This is a genomic window from Lysinibacillus sp. FJAT-14745 (assembly GCF_001275675.1).
Taxonomy (GTDB): Bacteria; Bacillota; Bacilli; order Bacillales_A; family Planococcaceae; genus Lysinibacillus.
This window is the reverse complement of record NZ_LITM01000010.1, coordinates 71618-97624: the sequence shown is the minus strand read 5'-3', so window position 1 is coordinate 97624 and position 26007 is coordinate 71618. Positions and strand designations below refer to the sequence as shown.

Here is a 26007-nt window from a genome sequence, read left to right as displayed (position 1 = left end):
AAAACCATCTGCCGCTGCCGCTTCGCTTTCGCGCAAAAACCATCTGCCGCTGCCGCTTCGCTTCGCGCAAAAACCATCTGCCGCTGCCACTTCGTTTTCGCGCAAAAACCATCTGTTGGCCTAAAGCCTCTGGCAGATGTCACGGAAACGGCTTTGTGCAAACACAAAGCCGTTAAGGAAGCAATTATGCCTTGGCAGAATTGCTTAGGTTGTTCTGTTGTTTATGCTGACTCGAATGCTTGTAGTGTGTAATATTACTTATTTCCAAATGTTATACACTTTTTTGTTTTGTCTAAAATACTGACAGTTTTATTTGGTAACCTTTGGATATGACTCTATCCAGATTTTTTTCAATTGTTGGCGACCTGCTAAAACTTCTGGATGGAATTGAATATGTGCGTTTGCTCTTGTTGTCTCGACATCTTTAATAGCGCGTTGAATTTCTTGCTTTGTAGTGCCAGTGTCTAATTTATGTGCGATTGTAAGCGCAGCAACTTTCCCTTGTGCTAACGCAACTTTCGCTCCTTCAATTCCTGTAATATTGCCTGCAACATGTAGCCCCTCTAAGTTGGTTTTCATTTGCTCATTATGTAACGGGATGAATCCACCTAATTGTTCAATATAATGGAATGGACAACCTGCTAAAGAAGCAAGTTCTGCTAAAGGGTATAATCCGCCGGCGATACAAACGAAATCCGCTTTTATGCGTTTTTCACTGCCGGGAACGATGGAGCCGTCAGTATTTACTGTTGCAATGACTACACCTTCCACTTGATCTTTGCCAACAATTTCAACGACTGCTTTTCGTAACATGATTGGAATATCCCACATTTTTACTCCGTTTTTTGGATAGAAGGTAATGCCTAACTTTTTCATAAATTCATTTTTCATAAACTTACTTCCGATTTTAACAAGGGGAGAGGGGGCCATATGAGATACATGTAGTAGTGAATTCATGACCTCTAGAGGGTTTCCGCTATCCGCTGTTAATAAGTTAGTAGCGGGTAATGTGATAGCTGCTACTTGAACGCCTGCGATTTGTAATTCCATCGCGATGGCTGAGGAAAGTACGTTAACGCCAATAATGACCCCACGTTTGCCAGGCTTTACACGATGTACATTTGTCATTACTTGTGCAGCCCCTACAGACATTACGCCAGGAAGGGTCCATCCTGGAATTGGGAATGGCGATTCAGCGGCACCTGTAGCTAACAGAAGCTGCCTTGTACGAAATACACCTTTATTTGTATGGACGACCCACTCTTGCTCAATTTTTTCTAAATCTGAAACGCTCGTTTGTAGTAAAAGTTCGACATCGAGAGCTTTTGCACGTTCCAATAAACGCTCGGATTCTACAATGCCATTCCACCATTTTCCTGGACTTTCTTCATATAATTGTCCAAGTAAGCGTCCTCCTGCATATAAGTATTCATCAATGACAAGAACAGCTATATTTTTTTCTGCTAATGTAATAGCGGCAGAGAGCCCAGCAGGACCAGCACCAATAATAATCACTTTATTTTCCATTGTTTTTCCTCCAGTCACGGACCGACGTAGGAAGTGTCTTACCACTTTTCACAACCATGCCATCAGAGACAGGTGTTATACATGCACGCTCTCCTTCTAAACCGTTGACATTGACGCGACACTCAAAGCAGTGACCAATATTACAGTAGATGCCACGGGGGTGACCTGTTTCTTCATGGACACGTAAGATGCGAATACCATTTGCAAGTAGGGCAGCTGCTAAGGATTCACCTTTGTATCCCTCATATTCTTGGTCATCAAAAGTGAAAGACACTTTTTCCTTTGAAGGTAAAACTCCTAAAACAGGGTGGCTCAAAATACGATCAGTCATTATTAAACCTCCCCTAGATCGGCAAACCGCACAGGACGAATGGGTGCCTGATATTTTAATGAAATTTCGCAGTCTGGTCGTGGGTGATGTTTGTGTGCGATTTGATCAACCATTGTACGACAAGTACGACCACCACAATAGCCCATACCTGCCCGCGTTCGTAGCTTAAGTTCACGAGCAGAGCAATTATTTTTAGATGCTACTTCTACGAGTTCATCGTAGCTAACTTCTTCACAGCGACATACAATCATAGATTTATTTTGCATAACTACACCCCTAAGTAAGGAATTTTATTTACATATTAGTTACTGCAAAAACTGTGCCATGAAGTGTTTTTAGAAGTACATTAATGGCTTAATGCAAATTGAAAGAAAAGTGTATAAAAACATTGACACTCATTTCAAAAAATTAGACATCGATGTTTAATTTTTTTAATCGATTGTATAATGTTGCTCGAGTAATGCCTAAATTTTTGGCACATATTTTTTTATTGCCATTTACTAAAGCAAGCTGCTCTAAAATAATTTCACGCTCATAATGCTCAAGTTGATTGCTTAGTTCCATCCCTTGTGGAAAATCCTTTCGTACATCAAGCTTTTCACTTTTTGGAACAGCTGCTAAAATATCTGCAGGTAAATCTTCTATATGAATTGCCCCTTCATCAGAAAAAACAACGAGGCGTTCTATAACATTACCTAGTTCACGAACATTTCCTGGCCATTGATACTGCAAAAGAATCTGTGAAATTTCAGGCGGAATTCCTTGAATGGGCCGATTGTACTTAATGGATTTTTCATATAAGAAGTAGTTACTAATCTCCAAAATATCTGAAGCCCGTTCTCGTAGTGGTGGCACCGTGAAATTTACGACATTTAAACGATAATATAAATCTTCTCTGAATTTCCCTTCTTCCACCAATTGCTTCAGATCCCTGTTAGTAGCGGCTACTAAATTAAAATCGACATCCATTTCTTTTGTGCCGCCTACTGCATAAAATGTTTTTTCTTGCAGCAATCGTAAAATCTTTACTTGCATATCTAAAGGCATTTCTCCAATTTCATCTAAAAACAGTGTACCTCCTCGTGCAAGCTCAACTTTTCCTTTTTTTCCTTTTTGATGTGCTCCAGAAAAGGCTCCTTTTTCATAACCAAAAATCTCACTTTCGAATAAGCCACTTGGAATGGCCCCACAGTTGATGGCTACAAATGGGGCATCTGGTTTTTCACGAATTGCGTGGACTGCTCGTGCGAAAAGCTCTTTCCCGACACCACTTTCTCCATAGATTAAAATATTTGCCTCGGTTTTTGCGACCTTTTTTACTTTTTCGAGCACCTTTTTCAGTGTGGGGCTATTACCACGAATAAGTGTAAATGGGTCAAAGGCTAAGCCGTTCGTATTCATCTGTTTCTCTAAATTCAATAATTTTTCAGAAGTAATATGAAGCTCTTCGTTTAATTTTTTTACATGGGTAATGTCTGTTTCGGCAACGACTGCGCCTATCGTTTGATCGTTTAACATAACAGGGTTGGAATTAATCATTACAACTAGATCTTCACGCGGAAAATGCTGTTGTTGATAAACGGATTTTCTATGCTGCAATGTATGTAAAATTTCAAGTTGATCTTCTTTAAAGAAATCTGTAATTGGCTTTCCAATAATATTTTCCCCAGATACAGAAAAAATACTTTCCGCTCCTTTAGTCCAATAAATCACGTTTTGCTGACGATCAATGACAGTACACGATTCATTAATCGTTTCTAAAATGGTGTTTAAATAAGCGTTTATACACTCTAATTCATACGCGAGATCGTACATCAAGGAATCTTTCGATAAATATCCTATATATTGTTTTGTTTCATCACGTATAAGTAAGAATTCATATTCCTCCAAATAATCAAGTGCTGTTTTGATTGGACAATCCGTGCGGACAATTTGACAGGCTATATATTCAAAATCACTTTTTCTTTTCCCTCGTTTCACTGCATAAGGTTTATCATTTTCAATGACAAAGTACTGTATCTTGTCATCGTTAAGTATAGTCACAACATTCTCTATTGGGATAAAAGCCAAATTCCGTTTTAACATTTTATTCATAATTAAATGGTATGGATGCAAAATAAGGCCCCCTTCATTAATCATTCGTCAATCATTCGTCCAATTTTTTTGAATAATATAAATAATTTTGACACATACTACATAGTTTATCAAACAAATTTCGAATAGATAGATTGGCACGTTTTTTGCAGAATGTTAAGTGCTAGCAAAAGGGGGGGAGAGTCTTGCAGAAATCTCATCATGATATCGTAGTTATTGGCGGTGGCATTATTGGCGGGGCAATTGCTTATTATTGTGCAAAGGCGGGTCTAGAAATAATGGTACTCGAAAAAAATGAATTGGCGAGTGGTACGTCTTCTCGCTGTGATGGCAATATTTTAGCTATAGATAAGGATCCGGGTTTTGATAGCCAGATGTCATTAGTAAGCCAACAATTAGTACATGAGTTAGATAAAGATTTGGACATTAAATTTGAATATCGCAACCCTGGAAGTATTCTTGTTTGTGAAAGTGATGTAGAAATGGAAGCCGCTCAGCAATGGGTAACTCGTCAACAAGAAGCGGGTTTAGATTTTAATATGTTAGATCGCGCAGACTTGCGTAACGAGTCAAAATTTTTTGCAGATGATTTGTATGGTGGATTGGAGTGTAAAACAGATTCCACAGTAAATCCTTATATGCTGACATTTTCTATGTTCCATTCAGCAGAAAAATTTGGTGCAAAAATACGAAAGCATACAGAAGTAAAAAACATAAAGAAACAACCAAGTGGCACGTTTTTAATCGAGACTAACGAAGGGATAATGACAGCCAATAAAGTTATTAATGCTTGTGGTATTTGGGCACCGATTATTGGACAAATGCTCGACGTTGACGTACCTATTAAACCACGTAAAGGTCATATTATCGTTGCATCACGTCAGCAACCAGTAGGTCTAAGAAAGGTAATGGAATTCGGTTATTTGATTTCTAAATTCGGTGGAGAGCGTATGGTGGATGCGGATATCGAAAAATATGGGGTTGCTTTAGTATTTGAACCGACAGAAGCACAAAACTTTTTAATAGGGAGTAGTCGCCAATTTGTTGGCTTTGATACGAAAGTAAATCATGATGTCGTGAAAATGATTGCCAGACGTGCAGTGCGCTTTTATCCGAAAATCGCTGATATGTCGGTTATTCGTACATATGCGGGGCTAAGACCATGGACAGAGGATCATTTACCAATTATTTGTGAAGTAGCAGAGGTACCAGGCTTCTACATAGCGGCAGGCCATGAAGGGGACGGTATTAGCTTAGCGGCAGTCACAGGAAAGCTTGTGCAAGAATTGCTACAACACAAAGATACATGTATTCCTACTGAGCCAGTAAATATTAATAGATTTAAGAAAGGGGTACTCCACAAATGAAATTTCAAAAGTTATTTACAACAATTGATACCCATACAGGTGGAAATCCAACGCGTTCACTCATTAGTGGCATGCCGAAGCTTGAAGGTGAAACGATGTCTGACAAAATGCTTTATATGCAAAAGCACTTTGACTGGATCCGAAAATTTCTTATGAACGAGCCTCGAGGACATAGCGTCATGTCAGGCGTTATTATTACGGACCCTTGCCATCCAGAAGCTGATTTAGGTGTGATTTATATTGAAACTGGTGGCTACTTACCGATGTGTGGGCATGACACAATTGGCGTTTGCACAGCACTTGTTGAATCGAATTTAATTGAGGTTCAAACCCCTTATACTCATATTAAATTAGACACGCCAGCAGGTTTAATTGATGTAAAGATTAAAGTAGAAGAGGGCATGGCCAAGGAAGTAACGTTTAAAAATGTCCCTTCTTTTCTATTAAAGACAGTTGAAATTGAAGACCCTGCACTCGGTATTGTTGAATGTGAAATTGCGTATGGAGGTAATTTTTACGGCATTATTGATGCTAGAAAAATAGATCTCGATTTATCAGTAGAAAATGCTACGAATATTATTAATACAGGTATTCGTCTTCGCAATGCCGTGAATGCCAAGGAAGAGATCGTACATCCTGAGTTTTCGTTTATTCATGGGTTAACGCATATCGAGTTTTATACAGATCCAGTAAATGAATTAGCAGATTTAAAAAATACAGTCGTTGTACCGCCGGGCGGCATTGATCGTTCGCCATGTGGTACAGGTACTTCAGCAAAAATTGCGACACTGTACACGAAAAATGAGCTCTCTATTAATGAACCGTTCATTTATGAAAGTATTGTAGGTACATTGTTTCAAGCGCGTGTACTAGAGGAAGTAGCTGTTGGCGATTTAACAGCCGTTATCCCAGAAATAACAGGATCTGCATGGGTAATGGGGATGCATCGATTCTTTTACAATGATCAGGACCCGTTAAAAGAAGGCTACCTGATGATTCCACCAATGAATCACTAAAGGAGGTTAGATATATGAACTATCATAAGTCTTTTCAAACGATTGATACACAGGTAGTTGGAGAAGCTTTTCGCATAGTCGTGCAATCGCCTATCGCAATTTCTCAGGAAAATATTGTGGAAGCGGCTAATGCATTAAATACACAATTTGAAAATACAAAACAACTTCTATTAAACGAACCACGTGGGCATCGTGGTATGAACGGATGCATTATCTTGCCATCAACTGTTGCATCATTCCGTTTATTATTTTTCCAGCACGATGCCTCTACAGATTTTAAGTATGAGGCACTTGTAGCTACGACGACAGCATTAATAGAGCTTGGAACAATTGAAGTATCAGAGAATGATATGTATACGATTGAAACAGTAAAAGGTATTTACAAAGTAAATGTACAACTTTCGGAGAAAAAGGATGAAGTACTATCAGTTCAACTGACAGTGAAGCCAGCGCTAGTAGAAGAGGAGTTTGTAGTGGTAGATGGTGAGCGACGTTATATTGTTTTAGAAAAGCCACAACAATTCAAGGCACTTGTCCTTGATGAGTTAGCAGATATTAGTACTTGGGGAGTAAACGAAAGTACAAAATATAGTGCAGCTGATGGTGTCATTGTGTATGAAAAAGTAGACGGTGAAGTACGTTCAGTAACATTTGAACGTGATGGCTATATTCTTCGCTCGCCAAGTGTAGATAGTACACTTGCATTACTAGCAGTCTTAGGCGATGAGGCTGTTCAAAAAAATAACAGTATTTTTTGCAGCAGTATTGAAATTGTCAACAAACATGAGGTTGGCTACGAAATTGCATTAACAGGATATATCACAGGAAACCATCAATTTGTAGTAGACAGTGAAGATCCGCTACAACAAGGATTTGTCATTGTGTAAATATAATTGAATTACTTAGGAGGAAAGAAGTATGAAAAAATTAGAAGGTTCATTTCCAGTATTAGTAACGCCAATGTTAAACCAAACAGACATCGATTGGGATGGCTTCCGTCAAAACATCGAGCGTTTTATTGAAGCTGGCGTAACAGGTATTGCCATTAACGGTAGTACAGGCGAATTCGTAAGTTTATCTAAAGAAGAGCGCTTTAAAGCAGTAGAAGTAGCGGTTGATCAAATTAAAGGTCGTATTACATTAATTGTTGGTACGGCTGCAGAAACAACAGCGGAGGCAATCGCGTATACACAACAGGCTGAACAAGCAGGAGCGGATGCAGCTTTGCTCATTAACTCTTATTACGCACATCCAAAAGATGAAGAAATCTATTTACATTTTAAATCAGTTGCAGAATCAGTAAGCTTCCCAATTATGATTTATAATAATCCATTCACTTCTGGTGTGGATATTGGCTTAGAAACAATATTAAAAGTAGGCCGAGACGTACCAAACATTACACATATTAAAGAATCAAGCGGTAGCATCGGCAAAGCGCGTGATATTGTGCGTCAAGGACGAGACAACATTAAAGTGTTCTGTGGTTCAGAAGATTTAGCAATTGAATCATTCCTTGTTGGTGGTGTTGGTTGGATTTCTGTATCAGGAAACATCGTGCCTGAACTTGTAACGGAATTGTATAACAATGTAAAGGACGACAATCTGGATGAAGCGTGGGCTATTTATGATCGTTTATTACCATTATGTGCGTTTTTAGAAGGATCAGGTAAATACGTACAAATTGCAAAACGTGCAATGGAATTAAAGGGCTGGGCGGGCGGACCTTGCCGTTTACCGCGTCTTCCATTAACAGAGGAAGAAGATGCACAACTAAAAGCAATCATGGCTGACTTAGACGTACTGATAGCGGAACATAAATAATATTTATGAGAAAAGGAGTGTCAAATATGGAGGCATTATTAACATTGAAACCAAGGGTGAAGGAATTTTTACAATCGACAATTGGTTTATATATTAATGGTGAATATGTACATTCTCAATCGGGTAAAACATTTGAAGTATTAAACCCGGCAAACGAAGAGGTCATTGCAACAGTACATGAAGCACAAGCTGAAGATATCGATATAGCTGTACTGGCTGCACAAAAAGCATTTGATAATGAATGGTCCATCATGGATACAGCAGAACGCTCACGTATTATTTATAAATTTGCAGATTTACTAGAGGAGCATCGAGAAGAACTTGCACAGCTAGAATCATTAGATAACGGTAAGCCATACAAAACGGCTTTAGCTGATGATGTGGACGGTACTGTTCAACATTTCCGTTATTATGCAGGATGGGCAACAAAAATAACAGGAAAAACGGTGCAAGTATCAAAGGATTACTTAAACTACATTGTCCATGAGCCAGTAGGGGTTGTAGGGCAAATCATTCCATGGAATTTTCCACTTGCAATGGCTGCCTGGAAATTAGGCTCGGCATTAGCGGTAGGTTGTACAGTTGTTATTAAGCCGGCAGCGGAAACGCCATTATCGTTATTGTACGTAGGTCAATTAATGAAACAAGCTGGCTTCCCAGATGGTGTTGTGAACATCGTACCAGGCACGGGTGAAGCAGGTGAGGCTGTTGTTACACATAAAGGTGTAGCCAAGGTAGCATTCACTGGATCCACAAAAACTGGAATTCACGTTATGAAAAAAGCAGCAGACGATGTGAAAAGTGTAACATTGGAGCTTGGGGGTAAATCTCCAGCAATCGTTTTACAAGATGCAGACGTAGAAGAGGCAATAGAAGGAACATTTGCTGGGACAATGTACAATCACGGACAAAATTGTAGTGCATGTACAAGGGTCTTTGTACACAGTAGCTTATACGATCAGTTTGTTGAGCGACTTGCCGAAAAAGCAAAAGCATTAAAATTAGGACCAGGGCTAGATTCAGAAACAGATATGGGGCCACTTGTTTCACAAAAACAATTGAATACAGTACTTGGTTTCATTGAAAAAGGAAAAGAAGAAGGTGCGCGCCTAGTAGCAGGCGGGGAGCGTGAATTTAACAAAGGGTATTTCGTACAACCAACTGTATTTGCTGACGTACAGGATGATATGACAATTGCTCGTGAAGAAATTTTCGGACCGGTTATGTCTATTTTGTCATTTGACACAGTAGAAGAGGTGATTACTCGTGCAAATGATAGTAAGTATGGACTCGCAGCAAGTATCTGGACTGAAAATGTGAAAAAAGCACATTATATCGCTAGTAAGCTACAAGCAGGAACGGTATGGATTAATGATTTTGGTTTAGAATGGGAAACGATGCCATTCGGAGGTTACAAGCAATCGGGTGTTGGTCGCGAAATGGGCGGCGAATATGGCTTGTCCAACTATACGGAAGTTAAAAGTGTCTTCGTAAATATGAAGCAAAACTAAGCCGATTCCTTGGGCTCATCGTATGCCTTAGGGAAGTGCCCAGTCAGAACGGCAATCAACCTGGTAAGCCTTCATCTATAGGAAAAGGAGCTACCAAATTAAGAGTAGCTCCTTTTAAAATAGTTAATTAAATTGAATCATTTTGCGTCTTGCAGATGACGGAATGTTCATTTCTTCACGGTATTTTGCAATTGTACGACGTGATATTTCAATACCAAGTGTGATGTTGAAATGCTCGGCAATTTTTTGATCTGAGAAAGGCTTCTTTTTATTTTCAGTTTTAATATAGTCTGACAAAAGTGATTTTACCTTTATTTGTGAAACACTGTTACCATTTGCTGTTTGTAATTTAGAAGTGAATAAATCTCGAAGTTCAAATGTCCCAAAAGCCGTTTGTACATATTTATTTGTTGTCACTCGGCTAACTGTCGATTCATGTACTTCAATTTGTTCAGCAATTTCACGCAAAGTAAGAGGCTCTATAGCATCAAAGCCATGTGTAAAAAAGGCTTTTTGCTTTTCAATAAGTGCCTTCGTGATTTTAATAATTGTATTTCGGCGCTGCTCAATACTGTTAACTAGCCATTGATAGTCTGATAAATACTTTTTAAAATAACTCTTTTCAGAGGAATGGGCAGTAATATAGGGTGCATAGTCCGCATGTATATTGATTTTAGGTAAATAATAATCATTTAATGAAAAAGTGATGGCGCCATCAACAATCTCAACGATAATATCCGGTGTATGATGATGTATAGCTTCCTGATGAAAAAGTGAGCTAAGCTTAGGCTGCAAAGTTTGGATGAATTGATAAATTCCTTGTAATTCATAAAGTGATATATCTAACTCGTTGGAAATACGCTTCCATTTTTGATTAGCGAGTTCATCAAGATAAAAGGAAATTACTGTTTCTGCGTGAGCAGGGCTATTTTTACAATACATTGTTTGTAATAGCAGGCATTCTTTCAAATTCCGTGCCCCAACACCAAGTGGCCCAATGTTTTGTAATAAGTGAATGCCTTTTTCGATTTCGTGATCTTGATAAGTCGGTGTCATTGGTTGTTCATAGTAGCCGTTGTCATCCAAATGATAAATAATATGTTTAAGCAGTTTAATGTCCTGATCTTTATGGAAGGTTAGCTTAATTTCCTCAAATAAATCATCACGAATATTTTTTTCATATTTAGTTACATGTTCCAAAATATTTGTGTGACGGCTAACACCTTTTGAAAAATGTGTACGTTCTTGAAATGTCGGTTCACTTAACTCTACTAATGGATTTTCGAGCTCTTGTTCACGAATATACTGTTCTAATTCTAGTGTAGAATATTGTAGTAACTCGATGGCTTGACGAAGTTGTGCAGTCATCACTAAATTCAAATCTTGAGTTTGTTTAATAGAAAGCTGCATTTTAAAACCTCCATTCTCCATTTAAGTACTTAAATCTATAGAAAATGATGCTATTGAGTAATAGTGACAATAATTTTTGACATTTATCACTAAAGTAAAAAGGAGCTTTAGTGATAAATGTCTAATATAAAGATATTTAAAATGTGTCAAAAAAATGAACATTATTATGAGTGTGTATAAATAATGAAAAAGGGCTCTTCACCAATATATGTACTTGACTACGAATTTCATTCCGGGAGACGCTTTCCTTTGACGTGGTCCGAGCCTCCCTCCGCTCCATAGGCTTTCATACCAACAATACACTTTTTCAAAATTAAAAGGTTACTTTATCAGGTGTGTTGATTAACCATTTTTATACATCCAAAGAGGCTGATTTCCGCTACGGGCTACTCGCTTTCCTGCGGGCGAGCGTCGAGCCGCTTCCTCCGCTTCGCTCCGTGCAGGGTCTCGTCTGTCTCGCTTTCCCGCGGGAGTCGAGTAGCCCTACGCTACAATCAGTTAAAATGGAAATATATTGGCAAAGTGGTAACGAAAAAATCCTTTTATCGCTCAATAATAAACTTGTTTTTTCCTAATCAACACGCCTGTTACTTTATAAAATAATAAGCGCTTTTGGTGAGTGTGTGATAACTTCAACACCGTTTTTTGTAACGATGACATCATCTTCTATACGTACTCCGCCTAAATTAGGAATGTAAATACCGGGCTCAACAGTAAGCACCATATTCTCTTCTAGAATGTCTTCGCATACTGGAGACATAAAAATATTTTCATGAATATCTAAGCCGATACCGTGCCCCGAACCGTGTCCGTAATTTTTTCCATAGCCTTTAGCTTTTATGAATTCTCGTGAAAAGCTGTCTGCTTCTTTTCCAGTCATACCAGCCCTCATATTAGATAGAGCTATTTGTAATGAGTCATAAACGATTTGGTATATTTCCTTTAGTTTACCAGGTGGTTCGCCAACTGCAATTGTTCTCGTCATATCTGAACGATAGCCTTGATAATAGGCGCCAAAATCAAGTGTCAGCATATCGCCTTCTTCAATTATTTTGTCAGATGCAACACCATGCGGAAGTGCAGAACGATGGCCAGAAGCAATAATTATATCGAATGCAGCTCCAGTAGCTCCGTTTTTACGCATATGAAACTCTAATTCATTTGCGATATCAATTTCTGACACTCCTGGTTTAATAAATGTCAAAATATACTTAAATGCCTCATCTGAAATCCACGCTGCTTTCTTAATCAATTCAATTTCTTCTGGTGTTTTTATCATGCGTAAATTTTCCACAATATTAGATAGCGGCTTTAATGTTGCTGTTAATTTACTAGCCATTAATTGATATACCTCATAAGTAACATGTTGTTGCTCAAAACCAATTGTTTGGATAGATTCTGTGTCTAAAATTTCTTGGATAGTTTCATATAAACGGCTGCGATCGATTTCACGAACATCAAATTCTTTACTTTGGTTTGTAGCTTGCTGTGTGTAACGGAAATCTACGAGTAAAAGTGCTTGAGTTGGTGTAATTACTACTGTACCTGCACTGCCTGTAAATCCTGTTAAATAACGACGGTTTTGATTACTCGTTATGATGAGTACATCCGATTGTTGAGCTCGTAATGCTACACGTAATTGTTCTAGTAGTGACATGTTATAATTCCCCCTTTTTTAATATACTGCAAGATTTGTGCCAAAATTTTAGAGCAAATATGGTGTCGGCATGAATATTGCATATATGTTTTGTTGCACGGTAGCTATCGTGCAATAAAATCAAAGGGGAAATGACAATGACTAAAAAGACAAAATGGTTAGTCGTGTTATTAGGGCTGATGCTAGTTGTATTAGTTGGCTGCTACGGCAAGGAGGATAAATCTTCTGGTAGCCCAACTGGTGGCAATAGTACGGACAAAGAGTCTACTACTGACGGTAACACAACTGTTGGACAGGAACTACATTTAGTAGCGGGAGGGGATTTAGCAACAATGAGTTCATTAGGGAGTGTAGATGCACTTGCAATTACAGCAATGAACTCTGTATTTGAGGGATTATACCGTATCGGACCAGAAAATACACCAGTGCCAGGAATAGCAGAGTCATATGAAGCTTCAGCGGATGGAACTGTATATACATTTAAGTTACGCCAAGATGCTGTGTGGAGCAATGGCACACCTGTTACAGCACATGACTTTGAATATGCTTGGAAAAGAGCTATCAATCCTAAAACGCAAGCAATTTATTCTTATTTAATGCTAGATATAAAAAATGCGGCTAGTGTTCAAAAAGAGGGCGATCCACTATATGGTAAGGTAGATGAAATTGGCGTTAAAGCGCTAAACGATTACACATTGGAAGTCCAACTAAATGCTCCAATTCCATATTTCCTAAGCTTAACAACGTATGCACCGTTCTTTCCACTAAACAAAGAATTTACAGAAGCACAAGGTGATCAATATGCGTTAGAAGCAGCAAATATGATTTATAATGGTCCATTCGTATTGGAATCATGGCAGCATGGTCAAGGCTGGACATTCGTAAAAAATGAAAAATATTGGGATAAAGATAGTGTGAAGCTTACAAAAATTACACAAAAAATCGTGAAAGATACAGCAACAGCAGTAAATCTATATGAAGCGGGAGAGATCGACACTGCTGAGCTTTCAAGTGAGTATGTAGCTCAATACAAAGATAGCCCAGAGTATTCAACATTCTTAAAACCAAATACGTATTTTATTCGAATGAACCATGAAAATAAAATTCTATCGAATAAGAACATTCGTAAAGCAATCGATATGGCTTGGGATAAACAAGGCTTTGCAGATGTGATTTTACAGGATGGCTCTATTCCAGCCTATTATTTAGTACCACTTGGATTATCAACAGATGAAAAAGGTGTTGATTTCCGTGAAGGTAATGGTGATATGAATAAAACTAATGTTGAATTGGCGAAGGAAGCATGGGCTACTGGTTTAAAGGAGCTAGGGGTAGATAAAGTAAAACTAGAGTTTTTAACATACGACCGTGCAGAATCTAAAAAAGCTGCAGAATTTATTAAAAATCAATTAGAAACAAATCTTGAAGGCTTAGAGCTAACAATCAATATGCAGCCTAATAAGCAAAAGTTAGCATTAGAAGGGGCTGTTGACTATGATTTAGACTATGGCGGTTGGGGACCAGACTATCAAGATCCTATGACATATATTGAGTTATTTGAATCAACTGCGTACTACAATCAATCTCACTATAAAAATGAAAAGGTTGATGCATTAATTAAAAAAGCTAAAACAACTTCTGATGTTTCTGAACGTTGGAAATTAATGCAACAAGCTGAAAAGATTATGATGGATGATTTTGCATTTGCGCCGACCTTCCAAAAAGGTATAAGTCGTTTGACGAAGCCATATGTAAAAAATTTATATGAACATCCGTTTTCAGCGGACATTAGCTATAAATGGGTTGAAATTGTAAAGTAAAAACAGATGCTGCCTACATTGATAGGCAGCATCTGTTTTTTCTATAAGGATATCACCAAAAGTTGGGACAAGGCGAAATCAACTCCTTGTTATGTTGAAATAAGCCATCTATAAATAGAAAACAAGAGATAAAATCGTGGTGATAATACAGCCAATCAAACCTGCAAGTAGCAGTGGATAGGTAAAGGTATAGGATGGCGCTTGTACGAATTCCAAGTCACCATCTAACTCATATGCGTAGGTACCGTTTTTAGTGACACGTGCAAAAAAGCGTTTAAAGCTATAAGCGATACCATTAAAAAGCCCACCTTGCACAACAAACAATATTGCTCCAACGATTGTAAAAGCAAGTGAAGCAAGAAAAGTATGATTAATCATTGTCAGCATGGTCATCGATTGTTTTAAGAGTAATGTATAGAGAAGGGAACATATTAAAATGCAACCAGTAAACAATATAGTTGTTTTTAATTTCATAGTGGTATGCTCTCACTGTTTACTTGATCGTATTGGGTAAGCTCCTCTTCTGTTAGCATGACAAAATGGCCCGGGCGTACTTCAGTAAAGCTTTCACTTTCTCTATTAGTAGCGTTATATTCAGCTTCATTAAAAATAATACGTTGTCGTTCACGTTCTAGTTTTGGGTCAGGCAGTGGTATAGCAGATAATAATGCCTTTGTATAAGGGTGAATAGGGTGATCATAGAGCTCATGGCTTTCTGCAAGCTCGACAATTTTCCCGCGATACATGACGCCGATACGGTTACTAATATATTTCACCATCGACAAGTCGTGTGCTATAAATAGATATGTCAGTTCACGTTCCTTTTGTAGCTTTTTCAATAAATTAACGATTTGTGCTTGGATCGATACGTCTAATGCAGAAATCGGTTCATCAGCAATGATTAGTTCAGGCTCTACAGCAAGTGCGCGTGCAATACCTATACGCTGACGTTGCCCGCCACTAAGCTCATGAGGATAGCGATTCGCATATTCTTTCGTTAAACCTACTATATTTAATAGCTCATAAATTTTTGCCCTCCATTCGCTTTTCGGTACGCCATGAATAGCAAGACCTTCTGCAATAATGTCAGCAATTTTCATACGTGGATTTAGGGAAGAATAAGGGTCTTGAAAAATCATTTGCACCTTGCGATTAAAGGCTAATTTTTCTTGCTTCGTCTTTGCTTCATTAATGTTCCTACCGTCGATGTGAATATCCCCATCTGTTAGTATATTGAGTCCGATAATCGAGCGCCCTGTCGTGGACTTACCACAGCCAGATTCTCCAACTAAACCGAAGATTTCTCCTTTATAAATATCAAAAGTAATGCCATCTACAGCTTTGTTTATAGCGTTTTTATCTAATTTAAAATGCTGCTTTACTCCTTGTAATGTTAAATACGGTTTGGTTGTATCAAATACAGGTGCTTTTTCACGTTCCTTGCGTTCAGCTTGGGCTAACTGTTGATGAATAGGTATCATTTTAGGCGCTTGCTCATGCAATAACCAAGTAGCTGCATAGTGTGTGTCGCTGACCTTAAACATTGGTGGCTCCTCTAAAAAATCGATTTTGAGTGCTTGGTTATTACGAGCAGCGAAGGCATCTCCAATCGGCGGTTGCAGTAAGTTTGGTGGTGTTCCTGGAATAGCGTACAGTGTGTTGGTTTCAATATCTGGGTTTGGCATAGCAGCGAGTAGACCTTGTGTATATGGATGCTGACAATGGTAAAAAATTTCATCAACTAAGCCAATTTCAATAATTTTTCCAGCATACATCACGGCAACGCGATCAGCCATTTTTGCTACAACACCCAAATCATGTGTAATAAAGATAATTGAAAGATTCATCTTTTTTTGAATGTTTTTTAGCAATTCTAGAATTTGTGCTTGAATCGAAACGTCTAGAGCTGTGGTAGGTTCATCGGCAATAATAATACGAGGCTCGCAAGCAAGTGCCATCGCGATAACGATACGCTGACGCATTCCTCCAGAAAATTGATGAGGATATTGTTTATATCGTTTATCTGCTTCTTTAATGCCAACAAGTTGTAATAGTTCATGCACTCGTTCTGTTATTTGATTACCACGTAATGTTGAATGTTTTTTTATGCTCTCTGCAATTTGACTACCGATTGTCATCGTGGGGTTTAATGCAGTCATGGGATCCTGGAAAATCATTGAGATTTCAGCCCCACGAATTGCACGTATTTCCTGCTCTCTGCACGTTAAAATATTTTTTTCATTGTATAAAATTTGACCGTTTTTCAGCATTGTTGTTTCAGCAGGGTTTAATCGTAATAGGCTTTTAGAAGTAACTGATTTTCCAGAGCCCGACTCGCCAACGATTGCTAGTGTTTCACCTTCAAATAAGTCGAATGATACATTGCGTACAGCCTGAACCTCACCATTTTGCGTATTAAATGAAATACTTAAATTTTTAACTTCTAATATTTTTTTCAATTCGCACCCCTCCTTATTTACGTATTTTTGGATCGAATGCATCACGCAGTCCATCACCTAGTAGATTAAAGCTAATCATAATTAAGCTAATGACAATGGATGAAAAAATCATGCCATGTGGATAAATACGTAATAATTTATAAGAGTCATTAACAATCGTTCCTAAGGAAGCAGTTGGTGGCTGTAGGCCTAGGCCGATAAAACTTAGTAATGCTTCAGTAAAGATAGCTCCTGGAATGGTAAAAGTAGTAGCTACAATAATCGGACCTAGTGTATTAGGAATTAAATGTTTCCAAATCAAGCGTTGGTTACTAGCACCGAGCGTTCTAGAAGCAAGAACAAACTCATATGTTTTTAGCTTTAATATTTGTGCTCGTACGATACGAGCCATACTAATCCACCCGACGATAACCATCGCAATAGTAATAGAAATGATTCCTGGTTTTAAAATAAGAATGAGAAGAATATTAATAATTAGCCCAGGGATACCAACTAACACTTCAATAATACGTTGCATGATATTATCAGTGCGACCACCATAAAATGCTGAAATAGCACCGTAAGCAACCCCTATAATTAAATCAATCGTTGCCGCTAAAAAAGCAATATAAAGAGAGATACGTGTACCTTGCCAAATACGTGTCCATAAATCCCGACCTAATTCATCTGTACCAAACCAAAAATCTTCACTTATACCTTTTGCTTCGTATTGGTCAACGCCACGACTATCAACACCGTTCAAACCTAAAAATGAAATATTCTCAAGAACAGGGATTTTTGGTGGTAAATTTGTACGCGCAAGATTTTGTTCATCGTAGCCATGACTGTTCATAAATGGACCGAAAATAGCTAGTAAAATAACTAGAATAATAATGCATAAGCCAACAATAGCTGCTTTATTTTTGCGTAAACCAAGCCATGCATCTTGCCAAAATGATTGTTCGGGACGATACGTAAAATTATCAACAAATTCACTTTGAGAGGCAGGCTCAAACAAATCAGGAGGATATTTTTTTACCGTCGCATTGTCGGTTACTTCTGTTGTCATAAATTACTCGCCTCCTATGACACGAATCCGAGGGTCGATGAATCCGTATAAAATATCAATAACTAAGATAACGCTTACAAATAAAACAGCATAAAAGATTGTTGTTCCCATAATAAGCTGGTAATCATTCGTAATAATGGAGTTAACAAATTGCTCTCCTAACCCAGGGATACTAAAAATTTTTTCAATAACTAGTGAGCCCGTAATCGTATTAACAGTTAATGGTCCGATAATTGTAATGATTGGGATTAGTGCATTTCGAATACCATGCTTTGTAATAATAACGGAATTCGACAGTCCTTTTGATCTCGCTGTTAAGATGTATTCTTGATTGAGCACTTCCAACATTTCAATCCGTGTAAAGCGGGCAATTGTTGCAACAACACCGACCGCTAACGCGATTGTTGGTAATATTGAGTATTCAAAACCATTCCAAAAGGCGATTGGTAGCCAGCCTAGTTTGACACCAACCCAATATTGTAAAAAACCTGCAAATACAAAGGATGGAATGGAGATACCGAGCACAGCTAAAACAGTAGCACCGTAATCTATAACAGTGTTATGCCTTAGCGCCGCCACGATACCTAATAGTAAGCCTATTAAAGTACCGACAGTAACAGCTTGAAATCCGAGAATGGCAGAGGCACCGATACGCTCTTGAATAATTTTAGTAACCGGACGATTATCCAAAACAAATGAAATACCTAGATCTCCTTGTACAAGATTTGTTAAGTAAATACCGAATTGAATAGGTACCGGCTTATCTAACCCGTATTTTTTGTAAAGTAGTTCTTTTTGTGTTTCAGGTAAGCGTTCATCATTAAATGGAGAACCGGGTAATGCCTTCATTAGCAAAAATGAAAGCAAAATGATAATAAATAACGTAATTATCATGTAGCCGATTCGAGTAAAGATGTACCGAATCATTGAAACGACCTCCTTATGAAATAGTTTGTAAAATCTATTTAATTTATTTGCAAAATCGATGCCAAAAGAAGGGAGATAATTGAAGAATTGACTCATCACCATAACGTTTGGTTGATTTCCGTTCCGACTGGAGCTTTCTTGGGGGCGTCAGATGAGCTGCCTGGGCCAACAAATGTTTTTTGAGCGAAAGCGAAGTGCCAACGTAGCGGCAGCAGCAAATGTTCTTTGTGCGAAAGTGAAGCGACAGCGACAGATGTTTTTTGCGCGAAAGCGTAGTGCTAACGTAGCGACAGCGACAACAACACGATGTAGGTCACGAGGGCGTTATCACAGGAAGTGATGCTTTTAGCCTTTGTTCCTCTATTGCTAATCCTCAAGGAGTTGGAGTCGCCTAGCAGGAACGAAGATCAGTTTATATACATGACATACGTTTTAACAAATGTATCCACAACTTTTGGTGGAAATCTAAAAAAATATGAAAAAAATATTGCATGTTACAGTTTTTTATGATATATTTATAAATGTCTTAAAGAGGTCCCGTGGTGTAGCGGTTAACATGCCTGCCTGTCACGCAGGAGATCGCCGGTTCGATCCCGGTCGGGACCGCCATTATAAACGATAATATAGTTCTTATGATGCTTTTAAATCATAAGAACTTTTTTTATTGTTAATATAAGGAAAAAAGTGGATATCAATAAAATTGGTTCTATAATATTTGTTGGGGGTATCCATAGATTTTTAGATTAAAGTTTATGCCCCAACACTCATATTGAAAACTCGTTAGCAAAGGCCCTAGCTGTATGTGTAAACAAACTGAGAAGGCTTGCAGTCAGTTACCAGACCGCTTGAGGAAACAAGTAGAGCAGTAAACATAAAGATTAATATTCAGGTTTTACGGGCGATTAATCCCCCATCTAACTTTCTTTGCTTTCGCTGAACTAGTCTTGTACCTGACGCTTCGCTTTTGGTACAGATACACTACTGCTCGTTAATGAGAGAGACTATATTATCGATTCCTCTCATATGAAGAATTTGGAGGTGTTAGCATGCGAAATTATTTTTACATAAAACGTCTGAATATAAGCTTACTTATAGGTGCTATAGTAATACTAGCAGGCTGTGGAGATCCTATTTTAGACATAGAGGAGTCCAATTCGTACCACTGGCAGAAAAATATGAATGAAGCAGAATTTGGGGAATTAAAAGAAGGTATGTCATATATGGAAGTGGTAAAAATTGCAGGAGGAGCAGGGCACATAGTAAAAAAAGATCAATACAGCTGGAATGATGAAATACTTATGACAAAAACATATTTAATACGATTTAAAGATGATAAATTGGTTGATAAAAAAGTTGTTGAGGCAAAGGGGCATAAAAAATAAGCGTGTTTTATCTTTATTCAGGACATAGTTTAATAACGCTAACGGCGATTTAGCCAAGGCATAATTGATTAGTAGATTCAACTTACGATTCACCCCATAACGAGTACCTACTTGGAGCGAAAATACCTTTGTTTATTAGATACACAGCAATTAATATTTTATCGACAAGCTGAAACAATTACACCAAGGTGTAATTGTTTTTTTGAAATACATTGGATGTTTTGAACATTTACGCTTGTTTCGGTAAACTAGAGGTAATGGAGCTAGGAGAGGAAAAAGAGATGATGTATGAAAAAATAATGAATTCACTTGAAGATACTGAGCATTTTGCGTTGAAGCTAGCAAGCTTACTAGAAGCCCAGGATACAATTACATTAGAGGGTGATTTGGGCGCCGGTAAGACGACATTTACGAAAGCATTAGCGAAGGGACTTGGCGTGAAGAGAACGGTCAATAGCCCGACATTTACGATTGTAAAGCAATATGAGGGGCGTTTACCATTTAATCATTTAGATGTTTATCGCTTAGCAGAAAGTGATGAGGATCTTGGATGGGACGAACTATTTTATGGTGATGCGGTATCAGTTGTCGAGTGGGCTCATTTGATTGAACAGGATTTACCACAGGAGCGTCTTGGAATAGAAATTTACCGAATCGGAGAAAATCAACGACGATTTGTATTAACACCTCTTGGCAAGCGATATGAGGCATTATGTGAGGAGCTAATGAAATGATTTGGTTAGGAATTGAAACAGCGAATGCACCACTTTCTATAGCTGTAATCAGAGATGGAAAAGTGATCGCAGAGATTGTACAAAATATAAAATTAACGCATTCGGCAGGTGCTATGCCAGCCATTGAAGAAGTGCTAGCAAAGGCAGGCATCAAGCCAAGTGAGTTGGATGCGATTGCTGTATCAGAAGGACCTGGTTCTTATACCGGTGTACGAATAGGTGTGACACTTGCTAAAACATTAGCATGGACGTTGAAAAAGCCTTTAGTTGGAATCTCTAGTTTAAAGTCATTGGCCGCAAATGCAGCACTATATGATGGGTTTATTTGTCCTATTTTTGATGCGCGAAGAGGCAATGTTTATACGGCCGTTTATAAAGGTTGTGAACTTGAAACAATTATAGATGATTATCACGATCATATTGATGGCTTGTTAGAGCGTTTACAGGCTTTAGAAGCACCGATTTTATTTGTTGGAGTAGATGTAGATGTTTTTTGGCATAAAATCGTAGAGGTGCTAGGTGATTATGCGCTACGCATCCCATATAGTCATGACTTGCCACGAGCAAGTGAAACGGTTCGATTAGCGACGAAAGTGGAACTACCAAGTGTGGATGCAGTTCATCATTTTGTCCCGCAATACAAACGTATTGCAGAGGCGGAGGCGAATTGGCTGAAGGAACAAAAGGAGAAGGCACATGAGTAGTAATGTATCATATCGTAAAATGGTATCTGATGATGTTCCAGTAGTATATGAAATTGAGCTTGCTACATTTCCTACACCATGGACGTTAGATTCTTTTTATTATGAAGTGCATGAAAATCAGTATGCACATTATGTGCTAGCTATAGATGAATATAATAGCATAATCGGTTTTTGTGGAATGTGGATGGTAATAGACGCGGCGCAAATTACGAACGTAGCCGTTATAGAGGTTGCTCGAGGTCGCGGAATTGGTGAAGGTTTAATGCGAGAGGCAATGCGTATTGCTAGAGAGCATAGTATGGAAGTCATGAGTTTAGAGGTACGAGTAACAAATACAGTTGCTCAAAATCTTTATCGAAAACTTGATTTCCAAGATGGTGGCATACGTAAAGGCTATTATACAGATAACGGGGAGGATGCCCTTGTCATGTGGGTGAATTTATGATGGAAGATCGAATGATATTAGCAATAGAATCGAGCTGTGATGAAACAGCAGCAGCGATTATTCGAAATGGCTCTGAAATTGTTTCAAATGTGGTTGCATCTCAAATAGAAAGTCATAAACGATTTGGTGGGGTTGTACCTGAAATTGCATCTCGTCATCATGTTGAGCAAATTACAGTGGTTATAGAAGAAGCATTAGCACAGGCACATATGACACCAGATGATTTAGATGCTGTAGCAGTTACTGAAGGTCCTGGTCTTGTGGGTGCATTGTTAATCGGGATTAATGCCGCGAAGGCCTTTGCATTTGCTAATAATTTACCAATTATAGGTGTACATCATATAGCTGGACATATCTATGCGAATGCACTTGTGCAGCCAATGGAATTTCCATTGTTAGCGCTTGTTGTATCAGGTGGCCATACAGAGCTAGTTTATATGAAAGAACATGGCTCTTTTGAAGTGATCGGTGAGACGAGAGATGATGCAGCTGGTGAAGCTTATGATAAGGTTGCGCGTGTTTTAGACTTACCGTATCCAGGTGGTCCGCGAATTGATAAATTAGCACATGAGGGAGATGAGGCTGTATCCTTCCCAAGAGTGTGGTTAGAGGAAGATTCTTATGATTTTAGCTTTAGCGGCTTGAAATCAGCGGTTATTAATTATAAACATAACATGGACCAACGTGGTGAAGAAATTTGTCCGACTGCCGTTGCCAAAGGATTTCAGGAAAGTGTAGTGGAAGTGTTAACAGCGAAAACATTACGGGCAGCTCGCGAATATAAAGTGAAACAGGTTATTGCAGCTGGGGGTGTAGCGGCTAATAAGGGCTTGCGTACATCACTTGAGAAGGTATTTGTTGAAGAAGACATCCCATTTTTCGTGCCGCCATTAAAGCTATGTACAGATAATGCTGCTATGATTGGGGCAGTAGCAACGACTATGTTTGAAGCAGGCATTCGAGGCAATTTATCTATGAATGGTCGCCCTGGAATGGAGTTAAAATCCTGGGTTTAACTTATTTCAGCGGGTGTCCAAACACTCGCTGAAATAGAGGAACTTAGTCTAAGAACGCTACGTCCTGTGGCATTATCGAAATGGCCGACATCGTGTTGGCCCTCGTGTTGTTGCTGCTGACGCTACGTTAGCACTGCGCTTTCGTACAAAAAACATCTGCCGCTGACGCTTCGCTTTCGTGCAATAAACATCTGCAGGCCTAAGCACAAAGCGGATTTCGGACGTAATTATGCTGAGGCATAATTGATTATAGAAAAAGAGGTATTTTAGATTTGATTCTAAAATACCTCTTTTTTGCTTTTTGTGAAAAAATTGTTGAGAAAACAGTGTCTATAAGAAAATTTGAATCCGATCAGTTGACAAATTTTTCAGAAAATTATCCACAGGTAAGGTAAAAATAAAACAGCGAACATCCGTACTTATGCACAAAATGTTGATAACTTGTGCATAACTTGTGATTATTCAATATATAGTAGCCTATTTTGCACAGGATGATGTGAATAAAATATTTTTGAATTGTGGACAATGTGGAAAAGTCTGTTGATATGTTGGTATTACTAGATTTATAGTGTGTATAAAGTTGTGGGCATTTTTTGTCGAAAAATAGCACTTGACCAATATATATGAAAAATAAACGCGAGTAAAGTAAAAAGCCATGCGACAAGGCACATGGCTTTACAAGTTTTATTCCACCTCAAGAGGATGTTATAAAATAATATTTTCAAGTTCTTCACTTAGCTCAAGCCATTCCATTTCGAATAACTCATACTGTTCCTTAGCAGTTGATAATTCCTCTTGAAGCTGTGTAATTTTTTCGTGGTCTGTGAAAATCTCGGGATCGCAAAGAGCTTCTTCTAAGCGAGCAATTTCAAGATTTACTTGCTGCATTTTCCCTTCTAGTTCCTCAAGTACACGTCTAATTTGGCGCTCCCGTTTTTTAGCCTCTTTATCAATTTTAGAAGTAGAGGTCTTCTCAAGTATATCAGCTTGTACTTGCGGTTGAGAGGCAGCCTTCATTTGCGCAAGTTCCAATAGCTCTTGTTTCTTTTCAAGATAATAATCATAGTCACCTAAGTACTCAAAGGAACCATCGCCAGATAGTTCGATTACTTTTGTAGTGATTCGATTGATGAAATATCGGTCATGCGATACAAATAAGAGCGTTCCAGGATAATCAATCAGTGCGTTTTCCAGTATCTCTTTACTATCTAAGTCTAAGTGATTGGTAGGCTCATCGAGAATTAAGAAATTGGCCTTTTGCATCATTAACTTAGCTAATGCAAGTCTAGCCTTTTCTCCACCAGATAAAGATGACACGATTTTATCTACATCATCGCCACTGAATAAGAAACGGCCTAGCACCGTGCGAATATCTTTTTCATTCATTAAAGGCCATTCATCCCATAGCTCTTTTAGCACACTTTTATTGCTAGACAGCTTTGCCTGCTCTTGATCATAATAACCGATTTGAACATTTGTACCATAGCGAATCTCTCCTGAGAGTGGTAGCAAATCTTTGACGATGGTTTTTAATAAAGTTGATTTACCAACGCCATTTGGTCCAACAAGTGCAATACGGTCTTCACGGAAAGTGCGTAATGTGATGCCGCTTGATATTTTCCTATCGCCATAACCTATTGCTAAGTCATCAACAGACAATACATCGTTACCACTTTGACGCTCAATTGTAAAACCGAAGCTTGCTGACTTTTCATCACCATCAGGGGATTCCATCCATTCTGTTCGTTCAAGCATTTTACGACGACTTTGTGCCATTTTAGTAGTAGAAGCACGAGCAATGTTTTTTTGAATAAATTCCTCAAGTTTTGCCTTTTCATCTTGCTGACGTTCAAAAAGCTTCAAATCACGCTCATAATTTTTCGCTTTTTCATCTAAATAGGCACTATAATTGCCTGTATATTTTGTGACGCGATGACGAGAGACTTCGTAGACAATGGAAACAACCTGGTCTAAGAAGTAGCGGTCATGGGAAACAATTAGAATAGCCCCTTCATAGCCTTTTAAATATGATTCCAACCAAGAGAGGGTTTCAATATCTAAATGGTTAGTAGGTTCATCGAGTATTAATAGGTCAGGTTTACTTAACAGAAGCTTAGCGAGCGCTAACCGAGTCCGTTGTCCCCCTGATAGTGAGCTAATTGGTTTTTCATAATCATTAGGATAAAACTGCATGCCATGAAGCACAGAACGTGTATCCGATTCATATTGATAGCCACCTGCATCCTTAAAATTATGCTGCAAATGATCGTATTCGGACATTATTTTTGCATATAAAGTAGGATCTTCATAAACAGCTGGATCTGCCATTTGTTGTTCTAATGATCGGATTGTTTGTTCTTGGGCAATAAGTGGCTCAAAAATTGTCATCATTTCATCCCAAATCGACAATGTTGAGTTTAATCCAGCATGCTGCTCTAAATACCCAATTTGTATACCTTTAGGGATAATAATATCGCCAGAGTCATATGACATTTGACCAGCAATTATTTTAAGTAAAGTAGACTTACCAGCACCATTACGACCTACTAATGCAACGCGGTCACGATGTTGAATCTCTAATTTTACGCCACTTAAAATTTCATCTGCAAGGAAGGATTTATATAGTTGATTGACCTGTAAAACAATCATTCTTGACACCTCAATTCTTCCTTAGTGTAATAGAAGAGCGATTGGCTTGCAATGTCGTTGCTTTACTTATTCCAAGCGGTCATGTAAGA

Annotated in this window: 22 protein-coding genes and 1 tRNA gene; 12 read left to right on the top strand and 11 right to left on the bottom strand. The window is 38.3% G+C overall.

From position 1 onward, the window contains the following. Positions 1-309: 309 nt before the first annotated feature. The 4 genes from AMS59_RS18440 to AMS59_RS18425 all read right to left on the bottom strand — a co-directional run bounded on the left by AMS59_RS18440 (position 310) and on the right by AMS59_RS18425 (position 3973). A complete protein-coding gene (locus tag AMS59_RS18440) occupies positions 310-1527 on the bottom strand; it encodes an NAD(P)/FAD-dependent oxidoreductase (RefSeq protein WP_053485201.1) in 1218 nt (405 codons plus the stop codon). After that, positions 1517-1858, bottom strand: coding sequence for a (2Fe-2S)-binding protein (locus AMS59_RS18435; RefSeq protein ID WP_053485200.1), 342 nt, complete (start codon positions 1856-1858; stop codon positions 1517-1519). Before AMS59_RS18435 ends, AMS59_RS18440 begins: the two co-directional genes overlap by 11 nt. Before the next feature lie 2 nt (positions 1859-1860). Further along, on the bottom strand, positions 1861-2124 hold the full coding sequence (locus AMS59_RS18430; protein ID WP_053485199.1) for a (2Fe-2S)-binding protein: 264 nt from the start codon (positions 2122-2124) through the stop codon (positions 1861-1863). 142 nt (positions 2125-2266) lie between these two features. After that, positions 2267-3973 carry a sigma-54-dependent Fis family transcriptional regulator gene (locus tag AMS59_RS18425; protein WP_053485198.1) on the bottom strand — a complete coding sequence of 569 codons (1707 nt, stop codon included), beginning with the start codon at positions 3971-3973 and terminating at the stop codon, positions 2267-2269. A 164-nt stretch (positions 3974-4137) separates the two neighbouring features. On the opposite strand from AMS59_RS18425, the gene AMS59_RS18420 reads away from it, so the two are divergent. The 5 genes from AMS59_RS18420 to AMS59_RS18400 are packed head-to-tail and all read left to right on the top strand — an operon-like array spanning position 4138 to position 9667. Further along, entirely contained in the window at positions 4138-5319 is a 1182-nt protein-coding gene (locus tag AMS59_RS18420; RefSeq protein ID WP_053485197.1) for an FAD-binding oxidoreductase, read from the top strand. Further along, positions 5316-6335: a proline racemase family protein gene (locus AMS59_RS18415; RefSeq protein ID WP_053485196.1), complete on the top strand. Its 1020-nt coding sequence runs from the start codon at positions 5316-5318 to the stop codon at positions 6333-6335. Before AMS59_RS18420 ends, AMS59_RS18415 begins: the two co-directional genes overlap by 4 nt. Before the next feature lie 14 nt (positions 6336-6349). Continuing rightward, positions 6350-7222, top strand: a complete 873-nt coding sequence (locus tag AMS59_RS18410) for a proline racemase family protein (RefSeq protein ID WP_053485195.1) — start codon at positions 6350-6352, stop codon at positions 7220-7222. A gap of 31 nt (positions 7223-7253) precedes the next feature. Further along, positions 7254-8156 (top strand): 4-hydroxy-tetrahydrodipicolinate synthase, encoded by a 903-nt coding sequence (dapA, locus tag AMS59_RS18405; RefSeq protein WP_053485194.1) that lies wholly within the window; start codon positions 7254-7256, stop codon positions 8154-8156. A gap of 26 nt (positions 8157-8182) precedes the next feature. Continuing rightward, positions 8183-9667, top strand: a complete 1485-nt coding sequence (locus tag AMS59_RS18400; RefSeq protein ID WP_053485193.1) for an aldehyde dehydrogenase family protein — start codon at positions 8183-8185, stop codon at positions 9665-9667. Positions 9668-9790: 123 nt separating this feature from the next. On the opposite strand, the gene rpoN is transcribed toward AMS59_RS18400, so the two are convergent. Together rpoN and AMS59_RS18390 are read right to left on the bottom strand one after the other, a co-directional pair. Further along, a complete protein-coding gene (gene rpoN / locus AMS59_RS18395) occupies positions 9791-11077 on the bottom strand; it encodes an RNA polymerase factor sigma-54 (RefSeq protein ID WP_053485192.1) in 1287 nt (428 codons plus the stop codon). Between the two features lie 592 nt (positions 11078-11669). After that, positions 11670-12734 (bottom strand): Xaa-Pro peptidase family protein, encoded by a 1065-nt coding sequence (locus AMS59_RS18390; RefSeq protein WP_053485191.1) that lies wholly within the window; start codon positions 12732-12734, stop codon positions 11670-11672. Between the two features lie 137 nt (positions 12735-12871). Here AMS59_RS18390 and AMS59_RS18385 point away from each other — a divergent pair, with 137 nt between their 5' ends. Beyond that, complete coding sequence (locus AMS59_RS18385; RefSeq protein ID WP_053485190.1) at positions 12872-14554, top strand: peptide ABC transporter substrate-binding protein; 1683 nt, start codon at positions 12872-12874, stop codon at positions 14552-14554. A gap of 108 nt (positions 14555-14662) precedes the next feature. Here AMS59_RS18385 and AMS59_RS18380 read toward each other — a convergent pair whose 3' ends face one another. Genes AMS59_RS18380 through AMS59_RS18365 form a run of 4 tightly spaced genes read right to left on the bottom strand, consistent with a single transcriptional unit; the run spans position 14663 to position 18988 of the window. Then, the gene (locus tag AMS59_RS18380) at positions 14663-15028 is read right to left on the bottom strand and encodes a DUF3899 domain-containing protein (protein WP_234007844.1); all 366 of its coding nucleotides are present in this window, start codon (positions 15026-15028) and stop codon (positions 14663-14665) included. Next, positions 15025-17013: an ABC transporter ATP-binding protein gene (locus AMS59_RS18375; RefSeq protein ID WP_082337572.1), complete on the bottom strand. Its 1989-nt coding sequence runs from the start codon at positions 17011-17013 to the stop codon at positions 15025-15027. Before AMS59_RS18375 ends, AMS59_RS18380 begins: the two co-directional genes overlap by 4 nt. 13 nt (positions 17014-17026) lie before the next feature. Continuing rightward, on the bottom strand, positions 17027-18061 hold the full coding sequence (opp3C, locus tag AMS59_RS18370; protein ID WP_053485189.1) for an oligopeptide ABC transporter permease: 1035 nt from the start codon (positions 18059-18061) through the stop codon (positions 17027-17029). 3 nt (positions 18062-18064) lie between these two features. Further along, entirely contained in the window at positions 18065-18988 is a 924-nt protein-coding gene (locus AMS59_RS18365; protein ID WP_053485188.1) for an ABC transporter permease, read from the bottom strand. A gap of 533 nt (positions 18989-19521) precedes the next feature. On the opposite strand from AMS59_RS18365, the gene AMS59_RS18355 reads away from it, so the two are divergent. The 6 genes from AMS59_RS18355 (at position 19522) to tsaD (ending at position 23269) form a co-directional block, all read left to right on the top strand. After that, positions 19522-19597: transfer RNA gene (locus AMS59_RS18355), tRNA-Asp, on the top strand. Between the two features lie 437 nt (positions 19598-20034). Beyond that, entirely contained in the window at positions 20035-20370 is a 336-nt protein-coding gene (locus AMS59_RS18350) for a hypothetical protein (RefSeq protein ID WP_053485186.1), read from the top strand. A 284-nt stretch (positions 20371-20654) separates the two neighbouring features. Continuing rightward, entirely contained in the window at positions 20655-21104 is a 450-nt protein-coding gene (gene tsaE / locus AMS59_RS18345) for a tRNA (adenosine(37)-N6)-threonylcarbamoyltransferase complex ATPase subunit type 1 TsaE (RefSeq protein ID WP_199777790.1), read from the top strand. Further along, the gene (tsaB, locus tag AMS59_RS18340; protein WP_053485184.1) at positions 21101-21808 is read left to right on the top strand and encodes a tRNA (adenosine(37)-N6)-threonylcarbamoyltransferase complex dimerization subunit type 1 TsaB; all 708 of its coding nucleotides are present in this window, start codon (positions 21101-21103) and stop codon (positions 21806-21808) included. Before tsaE ends, tsaB begins: the two co-directional genes overlap by 4 nt. Further along, positions 21801-22253, top strand: a complete 453-nt coding sequence (rimI, locus tag AMS59_RS18335) for a ribosomal protein S18-alanine N-acetyltransferase (protein WP_053485183.1) — start codon at positions 21801-21803, stop codon at positions 22251-22253. The genes tsaB and rimI overlap by 8 nt, the downstream gene beginning before the upstream one ends. Continuing rightward, positions 22253-23269 carry a tRNA (adenosine(37)-N6)-threonylcarbamoyltransferase complex transferase subunit TsaD gene (gene tsaD, locus AMS59_RS18330; RefSeq protein ID WP_369814339.1) on the top strand — a complete coding sequence of 339 codons (1017 nt, stop codon included), beginning with the start codon at positions 22253-22255 and terminating at the stop codon, positions 23267-23269. The genes rimI and tsaD overlap by 1 nt, the downstream gene beginning before the upstream one ends. Positions 23270-23974: 705 nt before the next feature. Here tsaD and AMS59_RS18325 read toward each other — a convergent pair. After that, positions 23975-25918 carry an ABC-F family ATP-binding cassette domain-containing protein gene (locus tag AMS59_RS18325; RefSeq protein WP_053485182.1) on the bottom strand — a complete coding sequence of 648 codons (1944 nt, stop codon included), beginning with the start codon at positions 25916-25918 and terminating at the stop codon, positions 23975-23977. Positions 25919-26007: the final 89 nt, after the last annotated feature.

Coding starts and splice junctions, on each gene's coding strand:
- dapA (WP_053485194.1), top strand. CDS start 7,254: ATGAAAAAATTAGAAGGTTCATTTCCAGTATTAGTAACGCCAATGTTA.
- AMS59_RS18380 (WP_234007844.1), bottom strand. CDS start 15,028: ATGAAATTAAAAACAACTATATTGTTTACTGGTTGCATTTTAATATGT.
- tsaB (WP_053485184.1), top strand. CDS start 21,101: ATGATTTGGTTAGGAATTGAAACAGCGAATGCACCACTTTCTATAGCT.
- tsaD (WP_369814339.1), top strand. CDS start 22,253: ATGGAAGATCGAATGATATTAGCAATAGAATCGAGCTGTGATGAAACA.
- rimI (WP_053485183.1), top strand. CDS start 21,801: ATGAGTAGTAATGTATCATATCGTAAAATGGTATCTGATGATGTTCCA.
- AMS59_RS18430 (WP_053485199.1), bottom strand. CDS start 2,124: ATGCAAAATAAATCTATGATTGTATGTCGCTGTGAAGAAGTTAGCTAC.
- AMS59_RS18435 (WP_053485200.1), bottom strand. CDS start 1,858: ATGACTGATCGTATTTTGAGCCACCCTGTTTTAGGAGTTTTACCTTCA.
- opp3C (WP_053485189.1), bottom strand. CDS start 18,061: ATGACAACAGAAGTAACCGACAATGCGACGGTAAAAAAATATCCTCCT.
- AMS59_RS18385 (WP_053485190.1), top strand. CDS start 12,872: ATGACTAAAAAGACAAAATGGTTAGTCGTGTTATTAGGGCTGATGCTA.
- rpoN (WP_053485192.1), bottom strand. CDS start 11,077: ATGCAGCTTTCTATTAAACAAACTCAAGATTTGAATTTAGTGATGACT.
- AMS59_RS18390 (WP_053485191.1), bottom strand. CDS start 12,734: ATGTCACTACTAGAACAATTACGTGTAGCATTACGAGCTCAACAATCG.
- AMS59_RS18325 (WP_053485182.1), bottom strand. CDS start 25,918: ATGATTGTTTTACAGGTCAATCAACTATATAAATCCTTCCTTGCAGAT.
- AMS59_RS18415 (WP_053485196.1), top strand. CDS start 5,316: ATGAAATTTCAAAAGTTATTTACAACAATTGATACCCATACAGGTGGA.
- tsaE (WP_199777790.1), top strand. CDS start 20,655: ATGTATGAAAAAATAATGAATTCACTTGAAGATACTGAGCATTTTGCG.
- AMS59_RS18350 (WP_053485186.1), top strand. CDS start 20,035: ATGCGAAATTATTTTTACATAAAACGTCTGAATATAAGCTTACTTATA.
- AMS59_RS18440 (WP_053485201.1), bottom strand. CDS start 1,527: ATGGAAAATAAAGTGATTATTATTGGTGCTGGTCCTGCTGGGCTCTCT.
- AMS59_RS18365 (WP_053485188.1), bottom strand. CDS start 18,988: ATGATTCGGTACATCTTTACTCGAATCGGCTACATGATAATTACGTTA.
- AMS59_RS18410 (WP_053485195.1), top strand. CDS start 6,350: ATGAACTATCATAAGTCTTTTCAAACGATTGATACACAGGTAGTTGGA.
- AMS59_RS18400 (WP_053485193.1), top strand. CDS start 8,183: ATGGAGGCATTATTAACATTGAAACCAAGGGTGAAGGAATTTTTACAA.